The sequence below is a fragment of the Phytobacter ursingii genome (assembly GCF_001022135.1).
GTDB classification, from domain to species: Bacteria; Pseudomonadota; Gammaproteobacteria; order Enterobacterales; family Enterobacteriaceae; genus Phytobacter; species Phytobacter ursingii.
This window is the reverse complement of record NZ_CP011602.1, coordinates 1,571,872-1,596,935: the sequence shown is the minus strand read 5'-3', so window position 1 is coordinate 1,596,935 and position 25,064 is coordinate 1,571,872. Positions and strand designations below refer to the sequence as shown.

Annotated in this window: 22 protein-coding genes and 1 pseudogene; 10 read left to right on the top strand and 13 right to left on the bottom strand. The window is 53.2% G+C overall.

The features are described from left to right. The first annotated feature begins 267 nt into the window (after window positions 1-267). Window positions 268-1,533, top strand: coding sequence for a maltoporin (locus tag AB182_RS11065; RefSeq protein WP_047370129.1), 1,266 nt, complete (start codon window positions 268-270; stop codon window positions 1,531-1,533). A gap of 246 nt (window positions 1,534-1,779) precedes the next feature. Here the strand turns inward: AB182_RS11065 and AB182_RS11060 are convergent, their stop codons facing one another. The 6 genes from AB182_RS11060 to AB182_RS11035 form a co-directional block, all read right to left on the bottom strand. Beyond that, entirely contained in the window at window positions 1,780-2,100 is a 321-nt protein-coding gene (locus AB182_RS11060; protein ID WP_047370128.1) for a glucose PTS transporter subunit EIIB, read from the bottom strand. A gap of 67 nt (window positions 2,101-2,167) precedes the next feature. Next, entirely contained in the window at window positions 2,168-4,225 is a 2,058-nt protein-coding gene (locus AB182_RS11055) for a beta-galactosidase (protein ID WP_047370127.1), read from the bottom strand. Between the two features lie 31 nt (window positions 4,226-4,256). Then, complete coding sequence (locus AB182_RS11050) at window positions 4,257-5,456, bottom strand: glycoside hydrolase family 53 protein (protein WP_047370126.1); 1,200 nt, start codon at window positions 5,454-5,456, stop codon at window positions 4,257-4,259. A 4-nt stretch (window positions 5,457-5,460) separates the two neighbouring features. Further along, window positions 5,461-6,312, bottom strand: coding sequence for a sugar ABC transporter permease (locus AB182_RS11045; RefSeq protein WP_047370125.1), 852 nt, complete (start codon window positions 6,310-6,312; stop codon window positions 5,461-5,463). Window positions 6,313-6,322: 10 nt separating this feature from the next. After that, on the bottom strand, window positions 6,323-7,630 hold the full coding sequence (locus tag AB182_RS11040) for a carbohydrate ABC transporter permease (RefSeq protein WP_047370124.1): 1,308 nt from the start codon (window positions 7,628-7,630) through the stop codon (window positions 6,323-6,325). Between the two features lie 56 nt (window positions 7,631-7,686). Continuing rightward, a complete protein-coding gene (locus tag AB182_RS11035; RefSeq protein ID WP_047370123.1) occupies window positions 7,687-8,922 on the bottom strand; it encodes an extracellular solute-binding protein in 1,236 nt (411 codons plus the stop codon). A 353-nt stretch (window positions 8,923-9,275) separates the two neighbouring features. On the opposite strand from AB182_RS11035, the gene AB182_RS11030 reads away from it, so the two are divergent. The 3 genes from AB182_RS11030 to galK all read left to right on the top strand — a co-directional run bounded on the left by AB182_RS11030 (window position 9,276) and on the right by galK (window position 12,664). Continuing rightward, window positions 9,276-10,385, top strand: coding sequence for an ABC transporter ATP-binding protein (locus AB182_RS11030; RefSeq protein ID WP_047370122.1), 1,110 nt, complete (start codon window positions 9,276-9,278; stop codon window positions 10,383-10,385). Window positions 10,386-10,466: 81 nt separating this feature from the next. Beyond that, the gene (gene galT, locus AB182_RS11025) at window positions 10,467-11,513 is read left to right on the top strand and encodes a galactose-1-phosphate uridylyltransferase (protein WP_047370121.1); all 1,047 of its coding nucleotides are present in this window, start codon (window positions 10,467-10,469) and stop codon (window positions 11,511-11,513) included. A 2-nt stretch (window positions 11,514-11,515) separates the two neighbouring features. After that, the gene (gene galK, locus AB182_RS11020) at window positions 11,516-12,664 is read left to right on the top strand and encodes a galactokinase (RefSeq protein ID WP_047370120.1); all 1,149 of its coding nucleotides are present in this window, start codon (window positions 11,516-11,518) and stop codon (window positions 12,662-12,664) included. A 152-nt stretch (window positions 12,665-12,816) separates the two neighbouring features. Here the strand turns inward: galK and AB182_RS11015 are convergent, their stop codons facing one another. The 4 genes from AB182_RS11015 to AB182_RS11000 all read right to left on the bottom strand — a co-directional run bounded on the left by AB182_RS11015 (window position 12,817) and on the right by AB182_RS11000 (window position 16,673). Continuing rightward, on the bottom strand, window positions 12,817-13,353 hold the full coding sequence (locus AB182_RS11015; RefSeq protein ID WP_047370119.1) for a GNAT family N-acetyltransferase: 537 nt from the start codon (window positions 13,351-13,353) through the stop codon (window positions 12,817-12,819). Window positions 13,354-13,591: 238 nt separating this feature from the next. Beyond that, a complete protein-coding gene (locus AB182_RS11010) occupies window positions 13,592-14,095 on the bottom strand; it encodes a DUF1003 domain-containing protein (RefSeq protein WP_047370118.1) in 504 nt (167 codons plus the stop codon). Window positions 14,096-14,527: 432 nt separating this feature from the next. Then, window positions 14,528-15,292 (bottom strand): ankyrin repeat domain-containing protein, encoded by a 765-nt coding sequence (locus tag AB182_RS11005; RefSeq protein WP_223883586.1) that lies wholly within the window; start codon window positions 15,290-15,292, stop codon window positions 14,528-14,530. Next, entirely contained in the window at window positions 15,267-16,673 is a 1,407-nt protein-coding gene (locus AB182_RS11000) for a hypothetical protein (RefSeq protein ID WP_047370117.1), read from the bottom strand. The genes AB182_RS11005 and AB182_RS11000 overlap by 26 nt, the downstream gene beginning before the upstream one ends. Window positions 16,674-16,900: 227 nt before the next feature. On the opposite strand from AB182_RS11000, the pseudogene AB182_RS31900 reads away from it, so the two are divergent. Next, a pseudogene (locus AB182_RS31900) lies at window positions 16,901-17,230 on the top strand (DDE-type integrase/transposase/recombinase); the annotation flags it as partial. A gap of 193 nt (window positions 17,231-17,423) precedes the next feature. On the opposite strand, the gene AB182_RS10995 reads toward AB182_RS31900, so the two are convergent. From AB182_RS10995 to AB182_RS10990, 3 genes are read right to left on the bottom strand one after another with little or no spacing between them, the layout of a single operon-like run. After that, window positions 17,424-18,188: an ankyrin repeat domain-containing protein gene (locus AB182_RS10995; protein ID WP_223883585.1), complete on the bottom strand. Its 765-nt coding sequence runs from the start codon at window positions 18,186-18,188 to the stop codon at window positions 17,424-17,426. Further along, window positions 18,163-18,339 carry a hypothetical protein gene (locus AB182_RS32565; RefSeq protein WP_167337862.1) on the bottom strand — a complete coding sequence of 59 codons (177 nt, stop codon included), beginning with the start codon at window positions 18,337-18,339 and terminating at the stop codon, window positions 18,163-18,165. Before AB182_RS32565 ends, AB182_RS10995 begins: the two co-directional genes overlap by 26 nt. A 19-nt stretch (window positions 18,340-18,358) precedes the next feature. Then, the gene (locus AB182_RS10990; protein ID WP_223883584.1) at window positions 18,359-19,276 is read right to left on the bottom strand and encodes an alpha/beta hydrolase; all 918 of its coding nucleotides are present in this window, start codon (window positions 19,274-19,276) and stop codon (window positions 18,359-18,361) included. A gap of 367 nt (window positions 19,277-19,643) precedes the next feature. Here AB182_RS10990 and AB182_RS10985 point away from each other — a divergent pair, with 367 nt between their 5' ends. The 5 genes from AB182_RS10985 (at window position 19,644) to AB182_RS10965 (ending at window position 25,025) form a co-directional block, all read left to right on the top strand. Continuing rightward, a complete protein-coding gene (locus AB182_RS10985; RefSeq protein WP_047370115.1) occupies window positions 19,644-19,925 on the top strand; it encodes a YtcA family lipoprotein in 282 nt (93 codons plus the stop codon). Next, on the top strand, window positions 19,922-20,950 hold the full coding sequence (gene mdtN, locus AB182_RS10980) for a multidrug transporter subunit MdtN (RefSeq protein WP_047370114.1): 1,029 nt from the start codon (window positions 19,922-19,924) through the stop codon (window positions 20,948-20,950). Before AB182_RS10985 ends, mdtN begins: the two co-directional genes overlap by 4 nt. A gap of 9 nt (window positions 20,951-20,959) precedes the next feature. Then, entirely contained in the window at window positions 20,960-22,894 is a 1,935-nt protein-coding gene (locus tag AB182_RS10975) for an FUSC family protein (protein ID WP_047370113.1), read from the top strand. Beyond that, the gene (locus tag AB182_RS10970; protein ID WP_047370112.1) at window positions 22,891-24,360 is read left to right on the top strand and encodes an MdtP family multidrug efflux transporter outer membrane subunit; all 1,470 of its coding nucleotides are present in this window, start codon (window positions 22,891-22,893) and stop codon (window positions 24,358-24,360) included. Before AB182_RS10975 ends, AB182_RS10970 begins: the two co-directional genes overlap by 4 nt. 119 nt (window positions 24,361-24,479) lie before the next feature. Beyond that, window positions 24,480-25,025 carry a GNAT family N-acetyltransferase gene (locus tag AB182_RS10965; RefSeq protein WP_047370111.1) on the top strand — a complete coding sequence of 182 codons (546 nt, stop codon included), beginning with the start codon at window positions 24,480-24,482 and terminating at the stop codon, window positions 25,023-25,025. Window positions 25,026-25,064 lie beyond the last annotated feature (39 nt).

The window sequence follows — 25,064 nt, the reverse complement described above, 5'->3', positions numbered from 1 at the left end:
GTCCGGTTCCTTATGTTGTTATACGCCAAGTGTAACAGGGGCGACCTGAAAAAACGCTCGTCACGCATCCCTCTGCGTCATTTTAACAAAATAAGTATGACGCTCACAACCTCCAACATTGTGAACAGATTCGCTATCTGTAACAAAATACGCTGATTTATTTGCAGTTAATCACATATTCACAATCGTTAGTTTGCCAGTTTTTACATTTAGGCATTTTATGACACTGCTTATGTGAACGTAATACAAAACAATAAGAGGAATGATATGAACACTACGCTACGCACTCTCTCTCTTGCGTTAGCCACTGCGCTGACTTCAACTTCTTTGCTGGCTGCGACATCTGTCCCTATCGACTTTCACGGTTACCTGCGCGGCGGCGTAGGCGTGTCCGGCGATGGTGGACAGGTTGAGTGGCAAAAGAACAAACTGGGTCGTCTGGGTAACGAAACCGATACCTACGGTGAGCTGGAACTGGGTTCAGAAGTCTATAAAAAAGATGACGTGAGTTTTTACCTCGACAGTATGGTCAGCATGGTTTCTGACGGTTCTAACGACAACGAAACCACCATTGGCGACGACGCACAGTTCGGCTTACGCCAGTTGAACCTGCAAATTAAAGGGCTTATTCCCAACGATCCCAATGCGGTTATCTGGGGCGGTAAGCGTTACTACCAGCGCCACGATCTGCATATCATTGATACCAAATACTGGAATATCTCCGGTTCCGGCGCCGGGGTCGAAAACTATACCGTCGGGCCAGGTGCGGTCTCGGTGGCCTGGATCCGCGGTGACGCCAATGATGTTGATTACCGCGTCGATAATGACAATGACGTCAACATCAACTATATCGACGTTCGCTACGCGGGCTGGAAGCCGTGGTCAGGCGCCTGGACAGAGTTCGGCATTGACTACGCGATGCCAAATCCGACCAAAAAACAGAAAGAGTACGGCGGATTATACGAAGCTGATGACGGTGTCATGGTGACCGGCGAAATCAGTCAGGATATGTTTGGCGGCTACAACAAGCTGGTGCTGCAATATGCCAACAAAGGGCTGGCGCAGAACATGGTATCGCAGGGCGGCGGCTGGTATGACATGTGGCATTATGTGAACGACGCCAGCGGTTATCGCGTGATCAATACCGGGCTCATTCCAATTACCAGCAAATTCTCGCTGAACCACGTGCTGACCTACGGATCTGCTAATGATATTACGGAATATACCGACAAAACCCGCCTGGTTTCACTGGTCGGTCGCGCGCAGTATCAGATGACCAACTATGTTCGCCTGATCGGTGAAGTCGGTGGTTTCTACCAGAAAGACGACTATAAAAACGGCACCCATTACAAACAGAGCGGCGAAAAATACACCTTCGCGGTGGGTCTTGCAGATGGCCCGGAATTTATGTCACGCCCTGAATTACGCGTATTTGCTTCGTATTTAAATGATTCGGAAAATGGCAAGTCATTTGAAGATGGAACCAAAAATAATACGTGGAACTTTGGCGTACAGGTCGAAGCCTGGTGGTAAATAAACATTATCATCCCCGTTATCGCTTAATCAGTCGCATCAGTTACTACCGATTGCTTATATCAATAAGCCCTCGGATATGTCCAGTGCTGCCGTCGAGATATAACGCGAGATGATTTTGTTTAGTAATGTATTACCCTCGTTATTTATCTCCGAGAACTGCCGGGTTCTTACCTGACAGTATTTATATTGCCATTGTTTTTCTTTTATTTATTTCGGGATACCCTTGCGGGTATCCCTTTTTATTTATGTGCGGGAAAAGAAATGTTCATCCAGTAACTTGCGCAGCGCATCGGACTGCTTGCCAAATATGGCATGCACCTGTTGACCAATAATAATGACCCCCAGCGCCCCTGCATGTTGCAGCGCCTGGGAGTCCACAATGGCCAGGTCTTTCACCGTTACGCGTAACCGGGTCAGACAGGCATCCACATTCTCAATATTCTGCGCACCGCCAAATGCCTGCACCAGCCGCTGGATCAATTGCCGCTCAGCTTCGCTGATGGGCGCTGCTGCGGCATTTTTCGGTTCAGAGAAGTAGTGCAGGAAGGATTTAAGACTCACCATCATCGACTCCTGATTTTCGACAGATAAAAAAAAGCCTGCCCGAATGGGCAGGCGCATAAGTCAGGCCTTACGCCTGACGGCGAACAACACGGCAATCCCAGGGCGTCAGTGTCAGCGAACCACTGACGGACGCGGCAGACAGACAATCCTGATAGCCTTGCGGCAGGGTTATCGTCTGTTGCTGGGCGCTAAAGTTCTGAATAAAGACAAACGTGGTCTCCCCGTCGGTACGTGCTGTGGCCACTACACCCGGCGGGAAATCCTGTTCAACGGCGCGCGGTAGCGCCAGTTCATCTATAAGGCTGGCAAAGAAATCGCGCTGGAACGCCAGATCGTTGCGCGAAGCTACGTGCCAGGCCTTACCTTTACCGAACGGGTTGACCGTCACCGCCGGGCGACCGGCATAGAAGTCATCCCGATAAGTCGCCAGTGGTTTGGCGCTCTCTGCATGAATCAGTTCACACAGATGACGCGTCTGATACGGCCCCTGTAATCCGGCATCGTTCCCCGCCAGCCCCTGCACCAGGTTGCGCTCATTGTCATCCAGACAGTCGATCTCCTCAGCCCAGATGCCAATCAGCTTGCGCAGCGGGCCAGGGAAACCGCCGAGATAACAGAGATCGCTCTCGTTCACCACCCCGGTCCAGTAGGACGTGACCAGATGCCCGCCCGCCGCAACAAAGGCCTCGGCGCGTTCAGCAAACCCTTCGCGTACCATATACAGCATCGGTGCGATCACCAGTTGATAACGGCTCAAATCGGCGTCGGCGTTAATGACATCGACCGCAATGCCTTTTTCCCAGAACGGACGGTAGTGTTCATTGACCGTTTTTTCATACTCCATCCCCTTGTTGCGCGGCCCTTCGGCATCGTCCAGCGCCCAGCGGTTTTGCTGGTCAAAGATCACCGCCACGCGCGCATCGGTACGACACCCCATCACCGGGGTGAGTTTTTCGAGCATCTCACCCAGCGCGCATACTTCACGCCCGACGCGGGTATCGAGATGACCGACATGGTCGATGATCGCGCCGTGGAACTTCTCTACCGAACCGCGACTTTTACGCCACTGGAAGTATTGTACCGAATCCGCGCCGTGCGCTACCGCCTGTAGCGAGGATAAGATATGCATCCCCGGCTTTTTCACTTTGCTGGTCGGCTGCCAGTTGGTGACGCTCGGCGTTGACTCCATCAATACAAACGGCTTGCCGCCCTTAAGCGTGCGCATCATGTCGTGGTACATCGCGGTGTAGCAGGCAAGCTGCGTTTCGTCTTTGTCCCGGTGCCACATGGGATAGCTGTCCCAGGAGATAAAATCGAGCGCTGGCGCGAGCTGCCAGTAATCGTAATCGTAGAAATACTCCATAAAGTTGGTGGTCACCGGAAGCTGCGCATTCGCCGCTTTCAACGGAGCAATTTCATGACGGCAGAAATCGGTGACCTGCGCGGTATTAAAGCGTCGCCAGTCAAGATTCAGGCCGTGGATTGACACTTCGCCCTGCGGCGACGGTGACTGGATTTGCGACCAGTCGGTATAGGTGTGGCTCCAGAAATCGCTCCACCAGGCGTGGTTGAGGTTTTCCAGCGTCTGATAACGAGCTTTCAGCCAGTCACGGAATTTTTGCTGACACAAATCGCAGTGGCACTCGCCGCCATACTCGTTGGAGATATGCCAGCCGAGGACCGCCGGATGGTGTGCATAGCGTTCCGCTAACAGCGTATTGATTTTCAGCGTTTTTTCCCGGTACACCGGCGAGGTCATACAATGATTATGCCGCCCGCCGTGCAGTGCCGGGACGCGATCGCGTCCGACACGCAGTACTTCCGGGTATTTCTGCGACATCCAGGCAGGCCGTGCGCCGCTCGGCGTGGCGAGGAAAATATGTATTCCCGCCGCATATAACTTTTCAATAACCGAATCCAGCCAGGCGAAATTAAACTCCCCTTCTCGCGGTTCCAGTTTTGACCAGCTAAATATCCCGACCGACATGACATTGCATTTTGCTTGTTTCATCATGGCAATATCTTTATCAATAATGTCTGGGTAATTCTCCCATTGCTCCGGGTTATAGTCCGCGCCATGCAATAGCGAGACAACCTTCGGGCTTAAAGGCGCAAATTTATTCATATTAAAGATCCTGAAATTTACAACACCAGAGTTAATTAAAAACTTTCACCGACGGCAGTACTTTCCCCTGACAATCAAACAACGCCTGGTTTTCCCGCGCATTGCCTTCTTTCCATTTGTCGTTGATATAATTCATTCCCGCCTGCGTCGCCCAGGTATTTCCGGGAACCGCAATCCAGGTCGGTTCCCAATAAAAAATACCTTTGCCGCGATGGCCCTGAACATTGGCAACCGACTGCATTAAATCGTGGATATAGTCATATTGCCCCTGCACGGTGCCAGGGTAGCCGCCTGCTTTCTCTTCTTTTTCCTGAAAGCTATTTTCAGCGTTATCGCAGTTGGCCAGCGTATAGCCATAAGCCGCTTCCACCACAATGACATCTTTGTTGTAGCGTTTGCTGATGTCGTCCATATTGCTCTGCAACGCGCTGATCGGCCCGTTCCAGTAGGTGTACATCGACAAGCCAATCACATCGAACGGCACATTGCGTTTCGTGATTTCATCAAACCACCAGCGGAAGGTATCGTTTTTCGTGCCTTCGGCCAGGTGCAGCATAATCTTCACCTGTTCGCCGTTTTTCAGGTTCTCTTTAAGCCCGTCGATAGCGGAATTGAGCAACCCTGCCAGTCGGTCAAACTCACCGCCGCCCTGCCCCCAGCTTTTGCCTTCCGGCCACAGCATGCCGGAGTTAATTTCATTGCCGATTTGCACCATATCCGGCAGCACACCCTCCTGTTTAAAACGGGCAATGGTGTCGCGGGTATAGTCATGGATCGCCGTTTTTAGCTGCGGATAATCCATTTTTTCCCAGGCTTTCGGTTTGAATTGTTTGCCCGGGTCGGTCCAGAAATCACTGTAGTGGAAATCGAGCAGCAGCTTCATTCCCTGCGCTTTCGCGCGTTTTGCCAGCGCGAGCGTGGTCGCCAGATCGTTATCGCCGCCGCCGTAGGCCTGGCCTTGCGCATCTTTCGGGTCGACCCATAAACGCAGACGCACATAGTTCACGCCATTGGCTTTCAGGATGGCGAGCGCATCTTGCGGCTGATTCTTGTCGTTATAAAACTTCGCCCCGTGCTTTTCGGCATCCAGCAGGGTTGAGATATCTGCCCCTTTAATAAAGTCGGCTGGCATGCCGCTGAACGGGCGCGTCTTTAACGCGTCGGCGGCAAAAGCGCTGGCGGACAAACTACAGAGACAAACAGCAAGCAGAGCGGGTGTAAATCTTTTCATGTGGTTATCCTTTAGTGCTGCCGGAGGTGAGACCGGAGACGAAGTATTTTTGTAAGGCAAGGTAGAGAATGGCCACCGGCACGGCGATTAACACCGCGCCCGCCGCGTAGGTGGTGTAACTGGCCCCCATTTTTTGTGCCACCAGGTTGTACAGACCTATCGGCAGCGTGTATTTGTCCGGGGTGCGTAAAATGGTGCTGGAGAGAATGAAATCCCCCAGCGGTCCGGTGAAGGAGAACAGCGCGACCACCGCCACAATCGGCTTGGACAGCGGCATAATGATCTCGATAAAGATGCGGAAGTTGCTGGCACCGTCCATGCGAGCCGATTCGTCCAGATCGCGCGGAATGGCGTCGAGATAGCCCTTCATCAGGTACGTATTCATCGGGATCATTCCGGCAACGTAGATCAGCACCAGCGCCATATGGCTGTTGATCAACCCCAGCAGTTGCGACAGCACGAAGATGGCGATAAGCGCAGAGAACTGCGGGATCATCTGCAACAGCAAAAACAGCATCAGGCCGTTCTGGCGCCCTTTAAAGCGGAAGCGCGAAAAGGCGTACGCGGTAAAGCTGACGCTGATTAAAGTCAATATCATCGTCAGCAGGCTTATCTTCATCGAATTCCAGTACCAGGTCAGGTAGTTCACCTGACCGTTAAACAGATCGGCATAGTGCTGGAATGAGAGATTCTCCGGGATTATCGATGTGCTGAGCAGGCTGTTACCGGCATTCAGTGAGGCACCCACCGTCCACACCAGCGGATAGATAATAATCACCGATACCAGCACGATAACCAGCCAGGAGAGCGACAGGCGGATCCACTTTTCGCGGCGGATACTTTGTGATTTAGCCATTTTTCTTCCCTTATGCCATGTCGTCGTTTTTAAAGGATTTGGTGGCACGGAACTGCCACAGCGCCAGGCCGACGACAAAAATCGACAGCAAAATGGTGATGGTCGCGGCAATTGCATACTGCGACGAAGACATGGTCAGCTTGTAGATCCACGACACCAGGATATCGGTTCCCCCCGCGTTTGCCCCTGCCACCGCCGGGCCGCCGTTGTTAAACAGGTAGATGATGTTGAAATTATTAAAGTTGAAGGTGTACTGGGTGATGATGATCGGGGCAATCGAGTAGAGCACCAGCGGCAGCGTAATCGTGCGCAGGCGTGTCCAGGTACTGGCACCATCCATCTTCGCCGCCTCATACAGATCGTCAGGGATTGCCTGCAATACCCCGGTGGTCATCGCAAAGACAAACGGGAAACCAAGCCAGGTTTGCATCATGATCAGCGCCGTCTTCGTCCAGAAGGGATCGGTAAGCCACGCTTTCGGTGCGATACCAAAAAACGCCAGAATCGCGTTATTAATCACGCCAAAGGAGTCGTTAAACATCCCGGCGAATACCAGAATGGTGACAAAACCCGGCACCGCCCACGGCAGAATAAAGATGGTGCGCACCAGAGGCTTAAACCGCAGGTCTTTCTGATTGACCAGAATCGCCAGCAGTACGCCAACGGTGCATTGCAGGGTGGTTGCCAGCAACGTCCAGACCACGGTCCACTGCAACACATCAAGAAACGTCGAACGCCAGATAGAGAGGGTAAAAATATTGACGAAATTCTTTAATCCCACCCAGTCCACCAGCTTGGCGGGCGGCGTGTGATAAAGGTTGTAATTGGTGAACGCGATAGAGAAGCCGAACAGGATCGGGAAAATCACCACAAACACCAGCAGAATAAAGCCAGGTGTGATCATCAAATAAGGAAACCCATCGCTGAGTAGCATCTGATACTGCTTGCGCACACTATTGAGCGGCTTGCCTTCGTCACGCTTTTTACCGTTAATCCATGCATCGCGCAAAGAAAGAGACCAGACCATCACGCCAAAGGCGATGATCAGTACGCTGATGATCCCTTCCGCCAGCAAAAAGATCGAATTATCGCGCGGCACTTCTTCGCCAAGGGTATATAACCCCCAGAGTCCTTCGCGCAAAAAATCATAGAAAATGCCGGTAAAACTGCTCAACAGAACAAGAAAGATGAGGCCTTTTAACCACTGACGATGATAAAACTGACCAAAGCCCGGCACGATGGCCAGCAGCAGCCCGCACCATGCATGACGGCCAGCACTTTGCGTTTTGGCAAAATTCTCGCTGGGACTGATAATCACGTACGACTCCTTTTCGACAACGGGAGGTTGCCCTCCCGTTCTGCTACAACAAGCGGTTACTGGTTACTGGCCTGCATGGCTTCAACTTGCATATGAATTTGTTTGGTGGCGGCATCGAGCGCGGCCTGTGGTTCCTGCTTCCCGGTCAGACTCAGCTCCAGCGCCGCGTTTGCCGGTCCCCAGACCTCCCCCATTTCCGGAATGCCCGGCATTGCCGTGGCACGCGCGGCCTGCACCGCTACCGCACTGGCTTTCTCATCGTTTTTGATCATCGGATCGTCAATCATCGCTTTCTGCGCCGGGATCTCGCGGGTGGCGATATAGCGTGTTTTCACATACTGCGGCTGGTTGATGAATTCGAGAAATTGCTGTGCCAGTTGCTTATCTTTACTCCAGGTAGAGACCACATATCCTTTCACACCCAGGAAGGAGCTCATCGGTTTGCCATCCGGCAGGTTTGGCAGCGGCGCCACGCCGTAGTTAACGCCAGCGGCTTCATACGGCTGGAAAGCCCACGGGCCGTTAATCACCGCAGCAGCTTTTTTCTCGGTGAACAGTGAATCGATGGCGTTCAGCCCGTTGTCACCGAGGATCCCCGACGGGAAGACCCCTTCGCTGTAGAATTTTTTCAGGAAAGTGACCGCTTCTACCGCGCCGGGTTTATTCAGGCCGATATCCTTCGGGTTGAAGCCGCCCTTGTCGTTTTTTCCGAACAGATAGCCGCCCATCGGACCGATAGCGCCCCAGCTGTAGTAGATTTGGTCAAATTTGGCCAGCAGACCGTATTTGTTCTGCTCACGCTGTTTTTTCGAATAGTCGAGCCACTCCGGCAGGCTTTGCAGCGGTTTGTCGAGCAGATCTTTGTTGTAAATCAGCACCAGCGTTTCGACCGCTTTCGGTACGCCATACAACGTGTTATCCAGACGGAAGGCATTAATGGATGCAGGTGTAAAGGCGTCAACCTTTTCTTTGTCCAGATTCAGGGGGGTCAGCAGCCCTTGCACAACCGCGCCGCCCAACTGATCATTGGGGATAACCAGCACATCCGGCCCAATACCTGCCGGGCCATCCAGGCGTAATTTTTCCAGCTGCTGCGCGTAGGGCATCTCCTGAACATTCACTTTAACGTCGTACTTTTGCTCAAAATCTTTGACGGCGTCCTGGATACCGACAGACTTTTTAATGTCTTCCCAGACGTTAAGCTGCTTTGTCGCCGCATGCGCCGACAGGCTAATAAGCTGGCCGGCAGCCAGTGCAGAGAGGATCAGTGCGGTAAGTGTTCTCTTTTTCATTATCACCCTCATGTCAAGGTATAACATTCTAGTGGTTTTCAAGTTATGACATCCGATGAGACAACGTTAAAATCACCTGATATCACTGGGGTTAAAACGTATTTATACGCTTAATTGAATTTGTTATACGTTACGCTTGAGTGACTAACAAAACGAGAATTAACTGTCAGTTGTGTGACAGACGCAACAGAAATGAAAATTCGATATAGGGCGCTAAAACACTGGAAGTTATAGTCTGAGCATGAATTTTCGCGGTTGAGCAGCCCTGTCGCCTGATTGTTATACGTAATACAAAAACATCTGACAACGCGCTTATCGCTGTACATAACGGTTACTAATTTCGGGGAACGCTGATGTCCAATATACGACTGAGGAATGTCACCAAGCGCTTTGGTGATACGGTGACGCTGAACAATGTGAATCTGTCGATTGAAGACGGCGAGTTTGCCGTGTTTGTCGGCCCTTCCGGCTGTGGAAAATCGACCATGCTGCGCATGATTGCTGGCCTGGAGGAGGTAAGCGAAGGGGAAGTATTGATTGGCGATGAGGTGATGAACGATGTTGCCCCCGCCCATCGCGGCGTGTCGATGGTGTTCCAGTCTTACGCGCTCTATCCGCATATGACCGTGGCGGAGAATATGGGTTACGGGCTGAAGGTCAATAAAGTCCCGAAGGAGGAGATCCGCCGTCAGGTGGAGATGGTCGCCACGACCTTGCAACTCAGCCATCTGCTCGACAGAAAGCCGAAACAGCTCTCCGGCGGTCAACGCCAGCGCGTGGCGATTGGTCGCGCAATTGTGCGTAACCCGCGTGTGTTTATGTTTGATGAACCGCTCTCTAACCTCGATGCCGAGTTACGTGTCGAGATGCGTCTGCATATCGCGCGCCTGCACCAGGAGCTGAAAACGACCATGGTGTATGTCACCCACGACCAGGTGGAAGCGATGACCCTGGCCGATAAAATCGTGGTGATGAATTACGGCAATATTGAGCAGATGGGCTCGCCGATGGCGCTCTATTACAACCCGATAAACAAGTTTGTCGCCGGGTTTATCGGCTCGCCGAAAATGAATTTCCTGCCATCGACCGTTAAGGCGTGGCAGCCGGGCGAGCTGACGGTCACGCTCGCGCAGGGACATTCATTAACGCTTCAGATAACTACGTCTCGTCTTGAACCTGGCGCGGAGGTCACGCTGGGGATCCGCCCGGAACATCTCTCTACGGATATCACGCGCGGCACGCAACTGGAGTTCCAGTGCGAAGTAGTGGAACGACTCGGCAACAATACCTATCTCTTCGGCCAGTGCTATGGCCACGACAACATTAAAATCCTGCTCCCCGGCGATGTGCACTTCCGCCCATGGCAAAAAATCACCCTCGCGTTTGACAGCCAGCACTGCATGATTTTTGACAACCAGGGGCTGCGTGTCAGCAAAGAAATTGCCTTGCCAAACCATGAATAAACACGGCGCAACCCCCGCAAAACTCCTCTCTCCGTAGAATCGGTTTCCCCTCTTCGGAGGGTGATGTAAACAAGGTGAATCATGACGCAATTTAACCCGGTCGATCATCCGCATCGCCGTTATAACCCGCTGACAGGACAATGGATTCTGGTATCGCCGCACCGGGCCAAACGCCCCTGGCAGGGCGCCCAGGAAACCCCGGCGAAACAGACACTGCCGTCCCACGATCCCGACTGTTTTTTATGTCCGGGCAACACCCGTGTCACCGGCGATAAAAACCCCGATTATCCCGGTACGTATGTCTTTACCAATGACTTTGCGGCACTGATGACCGACACGCCGGACGCGCCGGAAAGCAGCGATCCGCTGATGCGCAGCCAGAGCGCGCGCGGCACCAGCCGCGTTATCTGCTTTTCGCCGGATCACAGCAAAACCCTGCCGGAACTGAGCCTGAGCGCGCTGGAAGAAGTGGTGAAAACCTGGCAGGAGCAGACCGCCGATCTGGGCCGGACGTACCCGTGGGTTCAGGTCTTTGAGAATAAAGGCGCGGCAATGGGCTGCTCGAACCCGCACCCGCATGGCCAGGTGTGGGCCAACAGTTTCCTGCCCAATGAAGCCGAACGTGAAGACCGCCTGCAGAGTGACTATTTCCGCCAGTACGGCTCACCCATGCTGGTGGATTACGCCGAACGTGAGCGCAGGGACGGCAGCCGTACCGTCGTTGAAACCGAACACTGGCTGGCCGTGGTGCCCTACTGGGCGGCCTGGCCGTTTGAAACGCTGCTGTTACCCAAAGCGCCTGTCCGGCGGATCACCGAATTAACCGACGCACAGCGTAGCGACCTGGCGCTGGCCCTCAAGCAGCTGACCAGCCGTTACGATAACCTGTTTCAGTGCTCCTTCCCCTACTCGATGGGCTGGCACGGGGCGCCCTTCACACAACAGGATCACAGCCACTGGCAGTTGCATGCGCATTTTTATCCGCCGTTATTACGCTCCGCCACGGTACGTAAGTTTATGGTCGGTTATGAAATGCTGGCCGAGACGCAGCGTGACCTGACGGCAGAACAGGCGGCTGAACGTCTGCGCGCGGTCAGCGCTGTTCATTTCCGCGAATCCGGAGTTTAACCATGAGTCTGAAAGAAAAAACACAGTCCCTGTTTGCTGAAAAATTTGGCTACCCTGCCACCCATACCCTTCAGGCCCCGGGGCGCGTAAACCTGATCGGCGAACATACCGATTATAACGACGGGTTTGTGCTGCCCTGCGCCATTGATTACCAGACCGTCATCAGCTGCGCCACGCGGACAGATCGTACCGTGCGCGTTATCGCCGCCGACTACGACGGCCAGCAGGATGAATTCTCGCTGGACGTCCCCATCGTGACCCACCCTTCGCAACAGTGGTCGAACTATGTGCGTGGCGTGGTGAAACATCTGCAAAAACGTGACAACACGTTTGGCGGCGCGGACCTCGTCATCAGCGGCAACGTGCCGCAGGGGGCGGGCCTGAGCTCGTCCGCGTCGCTGGAAGTGGCGGTCGGCACCGTGTTTCAGCAGCTGTACCACCTGCCGCTGGACGGCACGCAAATCGCCCTCAACGGTCAGGAAGCGGAAAACCAGTTTGTCGGCTGTAACTGCGGCATCATGGACCAGCTCATCTCGGCGCTGGGTAAAAAAGGCAGCGCACTGCTGATCGACTGTCGCTCACTGGGCAGCAAAGCGGTCTCCATGCCGGAGGGCGTCGCCATCGTCATTATCAACAGTAACTTTAAACGCACCCTGGTGGGCAGCGAGTACAACACCCGCCGTGAACAGTGTGAAACCGGTGCACGTTTCTTCCAGCAAAAAGCGCTGCGTGACGTGAATATCGATCAGTTCAATGCCGTCGCGCACGAACTGGATCCGGTGGTTGCCCGGCGCGTCCGCCATGTGCTGACTGAAAATGCGCGTACCGTGGAGGCTGCCGACGCACTGGAAAAAGGCGACCTGCAGCGAATGGGCGTCCTGATGGCGGAATCGCATGCCTCCATGCGTGACGATTTCGAAATCACCGTGCCGCAAATCGACACCCTGGTGGCGATTGTGAAGACCACCATCGGCGATAAAGGCGGGGTGCGCATGACCGGCGGCGGTTTCGGCGGCTGCGTGGTCGCGCTGGTGCCGGAAGCACTGGTGCCAGCGGTAAAAGAGGCCGTTGCGGCGCAGTACGAAGCCAAAACCGGGATTAAAGAGAGCGTCTATGTCTGCAAGCCTTTAGCGGGGGCAGGACTGGCTTAAAAAGAGCGGCGAAAGGATTCGTAGCACTTTATATGTACCCGCGAATGCCGACAATTACTGACTCTGCCTTTCGGGATATCTTTCCGGAAGGCATTCATCAGGCGGCATCAACGCCCGCGTCACATTCAGAGCAGAAGTGAAGACAGCCGGGTTTATCTGGAATTGCTCAGCCATTCATCCACGGTCAGTGAATACAGGAGGCTTGGCGGTGCATCTTTGACATCATTGATTTCTTTGATATAGCGTAGCCCCGTTTTCATGAGCACCTTACGCGAAGCCAGATGGTTTTCTCTTACAACAGCGGAAATTTCGCTAAATTTGATAGTCTCAAATCCATATTTCAGCGTAACCGTAGCAAATTCGGTAGCCAGGCCTTTTCCCCAGGCATCCGTCGAGAATCTATAGCCAAGATTATTTATCATAATGTCGCCCTGGCGACGAATGTTCAGCCCACCAAAACCAATGATTTTTTCAGGATGATCGAGCAGCGATATTGCCCAGTTCCCGAACCCATGAGTTTGCCAGTGGTCGAGCCAGCGAATGAGAACCGTTTTTGCGTAGTCAATGTCCGGGTATGGTCCGGCGGGATTAAACGTGTTCGTCGCGGGATCGCCGTAAATTCTGTACAGATCGGCGACGTCTGTTGCCCGTACGGGACGAAGGCGCAATCGGGATGTTTCAACGTGCAAACTGAGCTCCTGAGATGTCATTGTGAGGGTTTTGCCTTATTGAGGGGTACTTTCTGATTTAAGCACATTTTTGTTCTGATGCTTTCGCGTCGATGCGGTGACTGAGTCTGTCCCCTTGACTCCCTGAGACATTCAACATGCTTTTTATGGTCTCAGCAAAGAAGCATCGTGTTCCAGTCAGCTTCGTCATCGGATAACTGCGATAACCACCCACTGCCTCCCGCACGCCAGCAGAAGATTATGACTGCGGTCCGTGAAACTCACGCTTCGCAAGCTGCAGGGTGAGCGTTTCGATACGCTCAGCCATTTGCCGTGTAAGCTCGGTCAGTTGCGTATTTTGTTTCAGCAATTCCAACAAGTGTGCCGACTGCTCCTCGGCTAACAACTGGCGCTTCGTCATTGCGTCATCCAGATCTTCCCGGTGTTGTGCATCCGCCAGGGCATGCGCCTGATCGCGCTCCGCCTGACGGGTTTGTGCCAACAAGATCAGCGGAGCGGCATAAGCCGCCTGAATGCTGAATGCCAGGTTCAGTAAAATAAAGGGATAGGGGTCAAACTTCACGACGCCGGCAACGTTCAGGGCAATCCAGACGATCACCGCGAGAGTCTGTCCAATCAGAAACGTCGGCGTACCGAAAAAACGTGCGAAGGCTTCTGCTTTCAACGCAAACCACTCGTCACCGAAAGTATGCGTAATCCCCTTTAGGGGGTGATATAACCGAAATTTTTTATCTGTAAGCATATTAAAACGTCCTGTTGGCGCGTTACCGGAACGGCTGAAATTTTTAGCATCAGCATTTATGGGAGCAGAAACCTACTCATACGAAAACATACGCTAAACGTTACGTTTCATCACTATTTTGGCCGCCAGCCCCCTGCCACTGTCGGCAAAAAAACACAGAGGTGAAACCGGGTAATTGGCGTCGATGGCTGCGCTGAATGATGGTGGCATTATCTGGCAACGCATCTCACGAGCCGGGAAACAGAAGAAGAATTAACCGCACTCCGGGGGTATGGGTGATGGGCGAAAATTCGCGGATGTTGCGCATTCATAACCCTGGTACGGCGAGGCGCATTTTATGACTGGCGAGTGGGGGAATTTCACGGAGGGTGTGGCACAGACTCCGTCCCTTAGGTTACAGAGCCTGCGCCACACATCACTCTTTCCAGCACATCATTGAGACAGGCTGTCTATTTTTTCTTTTAATTTCAATAAATTATCGTAATATTCACTGCCTTTTTTGATCCTTTGAAGTTCAAAATCAACCATCTGCCTGAAGGAACGACCTTGCTTATTCACCGGATTGGGATCAGCACCGTTGTCCAGCAGAAAAAAAACCTTCTCAAATTCTGATCTAAAAAAAGCGTCAACAAGCGGCGTTTGGCCTAAGGAGTCTCGAGTGTTGATATCGGCTCCCCGCTTGATTAGCAGCGCCAGCGTTGAATTATTTGTTGATTTAATCGTCGAAAAAATAAGGGCCTCATGATGCAACTTATCCCTGGCGTTAGGATCCAGCCCACCATCGAGCATCGCCTTCAACCAGATGTCCTTGTCACCTTTTGCGGCAACCTCAGCGGGGCTACCCGGCATATTCATTTGCGGCTGTAGGGGATCTGCTCCTGCATGAACCAAATCCGTTATGATCTGCAATCGCTCAGGAGGGTTATTATTGTAAAAACACTCATTCATTGCGAAAAATAAAAGTGTCAGCTCCTCAGCCCCAGGTCTATTAAGGTCAGTCTCTTTCGCCAGATGGAGAATGGCCTCACGATCTGCCGACTGAATAGCCTTAGCCAAAATCAGTTGCGAACCCGTAAAATATTTTTCCGGTTCTATCTTTTTCATATCATTGCACGCCGATAAAAGAACAAACAGAAAAGAAAAAACTATCGCGGAGGCGATTTTTTTCGCGCTACACCCTGCTTTTAATGATTCCAATGTCCTCATCCTTCTGCGCTTCGATACAGTTAATGACCTGTGTCATGCCGTGCTTGTCCATTATGCTTCCGTTACCGCCAGCAAGTCCGACGGTTTTACCTATGGCATCAGGGAGCATATTTGAGACACCCACTTTCGCTGCAAAAAGAGACATATCAAAATTGGCATCCGTCAGGTCTGTAATACTCACTTCCTGAAGCTTAGTCAGCACCTCGCCATTGACTCTGTAGGCCGTTATCGCAGAACCATCACCTATAATCTGACCACCATATTTCTCAACCGTCCCGCCATTTAACCCTGCGGCATTGAATGTCCATGTTGACTTACCGCTGGCAACTCCGGCAGCTGAAGCCAATCCTCCACCAAGGGAGTGACCAGCAATATCCACATTACTACCAGCTTGAGCAAGGCTCTTACCGATTTGGACCGCATTTTTATAATAATTCGAGTTCAAACCCATTCCCTGGGCACCATTATTACCCCAGTCGGCCATTTTCTCCGGGCGGGTCCCCCTAAAAACAACCGTAGGTTTCATATCACTTCCAAATACATAATCGTCCGGTGCATAAACGCGGGCGATAAAATCGGGATCGACAGGGCCATCCGAGAGCATTGATGACTTAAGCCCGATTGCGGATAACGCTTGTTCATCATTACTGATATCAAACCACCCCTCAGGCACATCCGGCATGGTTTCAAGCGCATTTATCGGTTGTCCTGCGCGGCCATAGACATTCTGAGCGAGCTTTGCCTTTTCGACAGCGATATTATTCTCAGCCAGACGGTTAGCAGCGGTCTGCGCATCGGGATAGACACTACGCCGGCCTTTACTGATGAGATTTTTTCTCTCCTGCCAACGCTCAGCTTTTGTGAGCGGGCGGACAGGCTCATTTATTCGACTACTACGGCCACCGCCCGCACTGGGTTCTTCACCTCGCATAGCTGTGTCAGCACGACTAAGTTGACTTAGAGGAATATCTGTTGGCGCGGGGCGATTACCAAATGTGCTGACCATTTCTTCATATCGACGGACGATAGAGCTAACCGGATAATTATCAGGCAGCGTCGCCGAATAAAGTTGAAGGCATCCCTCATTATCAATGAAGAACACAGCGACGGCGGGCGACCACAAACCAAAGCTATCATCAATAGCCACCATAGTGCCACGCTCAATATCCACAGTGGCGACAGTATGAATGTCCCGACCAGCCTGATAGGGATTTGCTCCACTTTGTGGCTGATGTGAATTCGGACGGCTTAACATCGAGCTCAGCGAAGAAGGGGGCATCGTTCTAATTCTTTGCACTGCAAGATGAGGACGGACAATAAAGGGAAAGCGCCATGGAGCAACTTTTTCTTCGAAAATGTAAGTCAATGACATGTAATTTGTCACGATATCGACTCCTGAAACACACCATACCATTTATCGGTATGCATTTGTTATCCTTAACAAAAAGGCTATTCTGTGGGTGAGCAGAAAGCCTACTGGCTCGCAACATCCTGCCCGGTTTGATACAGAAGTATATAAACTCTTGCAGTAATTTAAAGTAACGGTGCCTAAAGTCGCCTGCCTGGACCAGGATTATGCCCAAGGGAAATCGGCACACAGGCAAAAATCGGGTGGGCCGTATTATGCCACTAAACCAAATCAAAGCGGTGCGCGGTTATAAAGCGCCGCACCGTATCGCTGGCCGACCTTCAGTGGTTGTCCCTAATCGCGTGCAGCGACAGTTTACTGTTGTCCGGGCCAATCAGGTCTGAGTCGCCGACATCATTTATATCCATTTCTGGCAGGGCTGATTGTATCTGGCGGTCATTATCGACCGCTTCGCCCGTAACGTGGTGGGCTGGTCGATGAGGCCGCCTCTCTCACGCGAACTGGCACTGGCACTGACACTGGCTGCGCTGAATGATGGTGGCATTATCTGGCAGCGCAAACATAAGAAGAATTAACCGCACTGCGGGGGTTTATGGGTGATGGGCGAAAATTCGTGGATGTTGCGCATTCATAACCCTGGTACGCCGAGGCGCTTTTTATGACTGGCGAGTGGGGGAATTTCACGGAGGGTGTGGCGCAGGCTCTGTCCTTTAGGTTACAGAGCCTGCGCCATACTTCACTCTTTCCAGCACATCACTGAGACAGGCCGTCTATTTTTTCTTTTAATTTCACCACATGATCGTAGTACTCAGTACCTTGCTTAACCTGGTGAAGGTTCCTGTCCAGCATCTGGCTGAAAGAACGGCCTTGCTTATTCACTGGATTAGGATTCGCACCATGTTCGAGCAAAAAATAGACTTTATCAAAATCATTGCTGAAAAAAGCGTCAACAAGCGGCGTATTACCCAGGATATCCCGGGTATTAATATCGGCACCCCGTTCAATCAAAAGCGCAAGCGTGGCTGTATTTTTTGCACTTAGCGCTGAAAAGATAAGAGGAACATTGAGTAATTTATCCCGAGAATTAGGATCAAGTCCGCCGTCGAGAAGCGCTTTAAGCCATATATCTTTATCACCCATTGCCATCATTTGGGCCGGTGTGCCGCGCGCATTCGGTTGTGCTTGTTGGGGATCCGCTCCTGCACGTACAAGCTCCGTGACAATATCTAATCTTTTTTGCGGATTGCCGTTATACATAACCTCATTCAGAGCAAAAAACAGCAGGGTAAAATGCTCATTTCCCGGGGTGTTCAGATCGGTTGTTTTTGACAGACGGTGAACAGATTCACTATCTCCCGCCTGGATAGCCTTAGCCAGAACAAGCTGAGGGCCAGTGAAATATTTTTCCGGTTCTATCTTTTTCATATCATTGCACGCCGATAAAAGAACAAACAGAAAAGAAAAAACTATCGCGGAGGCGATTTTTTTCGCGCTACACCCTGCTTTTAATGATTCCAATGTCCTCATCCTTCTGCGCTTCGATACAGTCAATGACCTGTGTCATGCCGTGCTTGTCCATCATGCTTCCGGTACCGCCAGCAAGTCCGACGATTTTACCTGTGGCATCAGTTTGCTGGCCGCATGCCGCGAAAAACAACCGTTGATGCATATCATGCCCGCCAGGCGAGTTAATGGTGTATTGCGTTATGCGTCAGAAACTGCGCAATGGCGTCGACCACTCCGGCCGCCAGGGGAAGCGATGCGTTTGTATAAGCCGCACTATTCTCTCCCCTGTCGTCCGAATTTACCGCTTTAAGGACATGGTTTACATTCGGCAAGAGAACAAGGGTTGCATTCGGATTGGCTGACTTAAGCTGTCGGGCATCATGTTCCGGAACCTGGAGATCGCGTTGCCCCTGTAATACCAGTACTGGCTTAGGCATTCGCGCGATGAGATGCGCTGGGTTAAAGGAAAAAATGTTTATAAGAAATCCCTGCACCGCCGGGTAAAATAAATTTTGCACAGCGAAATGCATATTCTGAACATCAACACGCCTACCCTGCTCCAGTTCGTTAATAACAAAAAACGCATCGTCCAGCAGAATTGCATTGTCCGGATTGGCTTTAAGCTGTTCTCTTAACACTTCCCCCAGCGGGCGCGAGGGTGTTGCAACCAGCATCAAACCACAGACATCAGGTTCCTGCGCCGCGGCCAGTGCGACGATTCCCCCTTCACTGTGCCCGAGCAACCAGATACAGGGGGTTTCCAGTTGCTGTTTCAATACCGTTATCCAGGAACAAACATCATCAACATAATCATTGATGGTCACAGCGTTTGCGTCCGTTACCGCCGCTGAACTGGCAAACATTCCACGCTTGTCCACTCGCAACGTTGCAATGCCCTTTAGCGCCAGATTTTCCGCCATAAGCCGATAAGTTGACGCATTAACCCCAAGAGGATTATTGCCGTCGCGGTCAGTGGGTCCGGAACCGGGAATAATCAGAATGACATGTTCTGGCTTCGGACAGGGGCGAAGTAAAGTGCCTTTGAGAGAGCCTTGCGGGCCTGGTGCTTCCAGCAATGTTTCATACAGGGTGTTATGCATAGCCAGGTGAGCCATATAAAGTTAGGGTGTAAAGAATGCCAACGGCATTTTTGTAATGCTTTGAATATAGGAATTAAAACATGGACAATCCATATTGTTTTACTTTTATATTCACGGCGATAGCGCCGTGCTGGCATGATGCTCCTTCAACCTTGTTCTTAATGTTAGGTTGGGCAGAACATTGCAAAGTGCGCCGGTTTCACTAAAGCCAGCATCGCCTTCCCGAACCAGTGGTGAAATGCTCGCCAAACCATGTAGCCAGCGAAAGAGAGAAGTTCTGCTCCGGATACCGGACGAGTTACTTTTATTTCACAATCAAGGAGATTAAACTCATTTCACCATGACACGAGCACTCAGGTATTGATTGTTGAATCGCATTATAAAACTGGCGTGCCCTACGCTTTTATTCTCGCTGTTTACACTCTCCGGCTGCTCATTATCCCCGGCGATTCCGGTATTAGGCGCAGTATTTCCCGGCTGGTTCTTCTGTTTATCCGGCGCTGCGCTTTTACTTATTCCCTGCCATATCCTGATCGTTCGTAAAGGATGGCAATCGCGATTTTCTCCGCTGGTCTTCAGCTATCTGGCGCTGATGTTCCTGTTCGCCACGATTTTGTGGTTCCTGTTCTTCGTAAATCCGATCCTATGACTCCATCCCGCTCAAGCGTTATCCGCAAAAAATGGCCCCTGCTGGCACTTGTTCTTGCCGCTATCGTGGCGCTGATTCTGGTTATCTGGCAGTTGCAAACCTCACCGGAAACCAACGATGCCTATGTTTATGCCGATACCATCGACGTGGTGCCGGAAGTAAGCGGGCGAATCGTCGAGATGCCGATTCGCGATAATCTGCGGGTGAAAAAAGGCGATCTGCTGTTCCGCATCGACCCGCGCCCCTATCAGGCGATGCTTGATGATGCCAAAGCGCGACTGACCACGCTTGATGCGCAGATCATGCTGACCCAGCGCACGATCAAAGCGCAGGAGTACAACGCGCAGTCGGTCAGCGCCGCCGTCGAGCGCGCTAAAGCGCTGGTTAAACAGACTACCTCGTCACGCATACGTCTTGAACCGCTGGTTCCGCAAGGGTTTGCCTCCCAGGAGGATCTTGACCAGGCGCGAACGGCTGAAAAAGCGGCGCGCGCCGAGCTGGAGGCCACGCTGTTGCAGGCCAAACAGGCTTCCGCCGCCGTGACCGGCGTCGATGCCATGGTGGCGCAGCGCGCGGGGATCCTGGCGCAAATTGCGCTGGCCGAACTACATCTCGAATTTACCGAAGTCCGCGCGCCGTTTAATGGCGTGGTGGTGGCGCTGAAAACGACGGTCGGGCAGTATGCCTCAGCCCTTAAGCCGGTCTTTACCCTGCTGGATGATGACCACTGGTACGTGGTGGCGAACTTCCGCGAAACCGACTTGCAGAACGTGCGCCCCGGCGTCCCGGCCAGAATCACCGTGATGACCAACCACAGCCGCACCTTCGAGGGCGTCGTCGACTCGGTCGGCACCGGCGTTCTGCCTGATGGCGGCAGCGTGATTGAGGGCCTGCCGGTCATCCAGAAGAGTATCAACTGGGTGCATGTCTCCCAGCGTTTCCCGGTCAAAATTGCCGTCAAAGACCCGGATCTGAATCTGTTTCGTATGGGCGCTTCCGCCAGCGCCGTCCTGCAGCCGCAATAAGGAGACGGCATGCAGAGCTTTTGGTCGTTTCTGACCCGGGAACTCCGCGATGCGCCGGGACGGGCGAACTACACCCTACGCCTGACGCTGAGCTGCGCAGTGCTGATTGTGTTGTTTATGACGCTGCATATCCCCTTCCTCGCCGTCGCGCTGATCGTGGTGTTTTACGTCAGCCAGCCTAATATTTTGATGATTAAGCTGGTCAGCGTGGTTTTTGTAGTCACCGTCAGCGTCGCCCTGGGCGGTGTGCTGCTGATTATCAAATGGACCTATGACTATCCGCTCATTCGTCTGATTGCCTCGGTGTTTCTATTCTTCTGCGCAATTTACCTGATGCGGGTGCTGGGTAAGCTGGGGATGGCCTTTTTCGTGGTGGCGCTGGCGGTCATCTACGCCCAGACCTTCCCGTCAATGACCAGCCAGAGTGAAATTCTGGTGCGCCTGCTAATGTGGCTGTGGGTGGCGATTAACACCGCCATTCTGGTGACGCTGCTGGTCAATGCCTGTTTCCGACAGGCTTTTCCCGGCTATCAGTTCAAAGCCCGGCTGGTGGTGATGCTGCGCCAGACGGCACGGGCCCTTACCCATCCCGACGATGGGCAACCTACTTTCAAAGCGCTGGCCGAACAATTTAACCAACTGCAGTCTCTGTATCAGCAGGCCACGCGCGCCACGCCGGAGATTGCCGCCAGCCCGCAGGCCTGGCAGTCGCTGATGGCCGCCGCGCTGCGCTGCTATCATTTGACGACCCTGCTACAGCCGGGCAACGACCATTCCGATGCGCGTCAGCAGTTAGCCCGCGAGTTGAACGCGCTGGCGGATAATCTGCCCACCACGGCGGCGGATTGCCAGCCGCTGGTGATCCCGCGCGAGAGTGCCAACAGCGCCATTTTGCAGGAAATCGCCGCAGTTCTGGCGCGACTGGCACGCGGCGAAGCCATCCCGCTGCCGCGGGGCGAAGTGGAAAAAGCGCCGCTACTTTTGCCGGACGCGTGGTCCAATCCCGCCTATCTGCACTTTGCCCTGAAAACGCTGCTGGCTACCCTGCTGTGCTATGTTTTTTACACCGCCGCCGACTGGCAGGGCATTCACACGATTATGTTGAGCTGTGTGATTGTCGCCCAGCCGGGTCTGGGCGCCACCCTGCAAAAGACGTGGCTACGCATCGGCGGCGCGCTGCTGGCCACGCTGATTGCGCTGATCCTGATTGTCTTTGTGCAGCCCTGGACCGACTCGCTAAGCGGGCTGCTGGCAATGACCCTGCCGGTCTTCGCGCTGGCCGCGTGGATTGCGGCAGGTTCGGAACGCATTGCCTACGCCGGGATCCAGATAGGCTTTACCTTTGCACTGGCGTTTCTCAGTTGGTTTGGTCCGCTCAGCAACCTTACCGAGCTGCGCGACAGGGTTATCGGGATCCTGCTTGGCGTGCTGGTTTCCTCTCTTGTTCATCTCTATTTATGGCCGGATAGTGAAGCGCCACAGCTCAAAGCGCGGCTGGCGCAGCTCTATCGGCAACTGGCGCAAACCCTCTCTGCCCGCAACGATGAAGTGCAACTGGTACCACTCTTTGCTGCGCTGACTGAAAGCGAGACATTACTCAACCGCGTTGCCGCCGAGCCGCTGGCAACCTACGCGCATCCGTGGCCGGATGCGAAAAACTGGCCGGTACGGGCGACATTCCGTCAGGCAGAGGAGATCCTGCGTCTCAGCGAAGGCTATCGCCTGTACGCCACGCCGGAGGATACCTTTTTAGCCCGCTGCGCCGGGCGGCTTGAAGGCTACGCCGCCGATATCGACCAGCAACAAAGCACAGCGATAACCCCTCAAGTGCTTCACCCGGACCCGGCGAACCCGTTTGGCGCGCCATTGCTCAACGCGTTGGCCGCGCTTCCGACGTGGTCATTTGCGACTTCCGTTATTCCGCGACAGGCAGCCCGATCATGACAAACATTACTCCTTCCCCGCGCGTCTGGTGCTCACCGGCACTTGCCTTCGCCCTGACGTTATTAACCGGGTGCGCGTTAATTCAGGACGATCCCGGCCAGGTTCCGCTGGTTAATCCGCAGCAGGCCGAGCTGGCGCAGGTGATCCACCTGGCGAACAGCGGCTGGCCGACGGCGCGCTGGTGGGAAGGCTATCAGGATCCCCAGCTTAATATGCTGGTCAATCGCGCGCTGCAAAACTCCCCGACCATGCAGGCCGCGCGGCTACGGATTTCGCAATCGCAGTCCACGGTGGAGTTGGCGCAATCGGCAATGGGCGTACAGGCCACCGCCGTGGCGGCGCAAAACCACCTGCGGGTGACCAATAAACAGTTCACCTGGCCCTACTCCTTCTCCCTGCCGGTGGATAAAAACGGCCCGTGGTACATGCTGAATACGGTCGGGGTCGGCGCAACGTTGAATATCGATCTCTGGGGTTCCGACCGCGCCCGTGTTGCCGCCGCGATTGGCGAAAAGAATGCCCGCCAGGCGGAGACCGCCGGTATCGAACTGGATCTCGCCAGTAGCGTGGCTCAGCTCTATTTTGCGATGCAGGCAACCTTTCAGAAAATTGAATTACTCAACCAACTGGAGGCTATCGCCAGCCTCTCGGTGCAGGCGCATGAGCATCGTACCGCGCGCGGCGTCGAGGATAGCGTTGATGTCGCCAATGCCCAGGCCGAGCTCCTGGCGGCGCAGCAGCAAGTGATTACAGCGCAGGGGACGCTGACGCAGTATCGGGAAACGCTGCGCGCGCTCATCGGCGCCGATGCGCATAGCCTGCCGGAGATCCACCCTGTAGCGCTGCCGACGCTGCAGGAGACACTCCCGGACTCGCTCTCGTTTGAGCTGCTGGCTCGCCGCCCGGATCTGCAGGCGCTACGCGGTTATGTCAGCGCCTCCATGAGCCAGGTGGACGCGGCAAAAGCGGCGTTTTACCCGCACGTCGATATCAAGGCTTTCTGGGGCTACAACGCGCTGAGCGTCGGCGACCTGTTTAAGTCCTCTTTCCAGCAGATCAATATACTGCCGGGGCTCTATTTACCGCTATTTGACGGCGGGCGCTTAAACGCCAACCTGAAATCGACGCGTACGGCGAGCAATATACTGATTAAACAGTATAACCAGGCGGTGCTGGACGCGGTGCGCGACGTGGCGATTAGCTCCAGCCAGCTTAATGATTTGAACCAGCAGGCCGCGCTGCAGCAGCAGAAAGTGACGGCGGCGATGCTAACCACCCGCAGCGCCAGCGCGCACCATCAGCGCGGACTTATCAGCAACTATGCGGCCCAGGAAGCGCGTCGTCCGGCTATCGCGGAGCAGCTTTTACTGCTGGATATCCAGGCCCAGCGGCTCAGCACCGATATCACGTTGATTAAAGCGCTTGGCGGTGATTACCGTGGTCCACAGTCTGCCAGCAGTAAATAACTGAAACAGAGAAGTTCAGAGCGTGTTTGATGCGGCAGACATTGCCGATTTCTTCGCAAACAACGCGCTCGCGGCGGTAAATTCAACAAATCATAAAACTCACACTAAAAGGATAAACAATGCTGATACAGCAAGCGCCACAGCTTGAAACAGAGCGCCTGATTTTAAAGCAATACACGCTTGAAGATTTCCCGGCGCTCAAGGAATGCTGGGCCACTCCGGAAATGGTTAAGATTAATGGCGGAGAAAAACCGACTGCAGAAACGGTCTGGGCCCGTTTGTTACGCGATATCGGGCACTGGCAGATGCTGGGTTATGGTTACTGGGCTGTCTTTGAAAAATCAACCAACCGTTATGCGGGTTCGTTTGGCTTTATGAATGCTCATCGTGAGATCACGCCTGCACTGGAATACCCTGAAGCGGGATGGACGTTAATGCCAGAAGTACGTGGCAAAGGTTATGCGGCTGAAGCGCTGGGCGCAATTTTACAATGGGCCGATGAGACATTTTCCTCTCCAGTGTGCTGTATTATTGATGAAGAGAACAAACGTTCAAATTATTTAGCTGAGCGCTTTGGTTTTCAGTTTCAGGACAATGTTAACTATCGTGGTAAGCAAATACGATTACTGGTACGCCAGAAAACTCTGCCCCAGCCCCCCCAGTGAGCAGGCTTACTTTCCGTAGGTTGCCAGGAGTGGACATGC

Bases quoted from the DNA above. Each gene is read 5' to 3' on its own strand.
- AB182_RS11000 (WP_047370117.1), bottom strand. From the start codon at position 16,673: ATGTCATTGACTTACATTTTCGAAGAAAAAGTTGCTCCATGGCGCTTT.
- AB182_RS10965 (WP_047370111.1), top strand. From the start codon at position 24,480: ATGCTGATACAGCAAGCGCCACAGCTTGAAACAGAGCGCCTGATTTTA.
- galK (WP_047370120.1), top strand. From the start codon at position 11,516: ATGAGTCTGAAAGAAAAAACACAGTCCCTGTTTGCTGAAAAATTTGGC.
- AB182_RS11050 (WP_047370126.1), bottom strand. From the start codon at position 5,456: ATGAAAAGATTTACACCCGCTCTGCTTGCTGTTTGTCTCTGTAGTTTG.
- AB182_RS11035 (WP_047370123.1), bottom strand. From the start codon at position 8,922: ATGAAAAAGAGAACACTTACCGCACTGATCCTCTCTGCACTGGCTGCC.
- AB182_RS10975 (WP_047370113.1), top strand. From the start codon at position 20,960: ATGCAGAGCTTTTGGTCGTTTCTGACCCGGGAACTCCGCGATGCGCCG.
- AB182_RS11065 (WP_047370129.1), top strand. From the start codon at position 268: ATGAACACTACGCTACGCACTCTCTCTCTTGCGTTAGCCACTGCGCTG.
- AB182_RS11045 (WP_047370125.1), bottom strand. From the start codon at position 6,312: ATGGCTAAATCACAAAGTATCCGCCGCGAAAAGTGGATCCGCCTGTCG.
- AB182_RS11055 (WP_047370127.1), bottom strand. From the start codon at position 4,225: ATGAATAAATTTGCGCCTTTAAGCCCGAAGGTTGTCTCGCTATTGCAT.
- AB182_RS11010 (WP_047370118.1), bottom strand. From the start codon at position 14,095: ATGCTTACAGATAAAAAATTTCGGTTATATCACCCCCTAAAGGGGATT.
- AB182_RS10970 (WP_047370112.1), top strand. From the start codon at position 22,891: ATGACAAACATTACTCCTTCCCCGCGCGTCTGGTGCTCACCGGCACTT.
- AB182_RS11060 (WP_047370128.1), bottom strand. From the start codon at position 2,100: ATGGTGAGTCTTAAATCCTTCCTGCACTACTTCTCTGAACCGAAAAAT.
- mdtN (WP_047370114.1), top strand. From the start codon at position 19,922: ATGACTCCATCCCGCTCAAGCGTTATCCGCAAAAAATGGCCCCTGCTG.
- AB182_RS32565 (WP_167337862.1), bottom strand. From the start codon at position 18,339: ATGCATCAACGGTTGTTTTTCGCGGCATGCGGCCAGCAAACTGATGCC.
- galT (WP_047370121.1), top strand. From the start codon at position 10,467: ATGACGCAATTTAACCCGGTCGATCATCCGCATCGCCGTTATAACCCG.
- AB182_RS11030 (WP_047370122.1), top strand. From the start codon at position 9,276: ATGTCCAATATACGACTGAGGAATGTCACCAAGCGCTTTGGTGATACG.
- AB182_RS10990 (WP_223883584.1), bottom strand. From the start codon at position 19,276: ATGCATAACACCCTGTATGAAACATTGCTGGAAGCACCAGGCCCGCAA.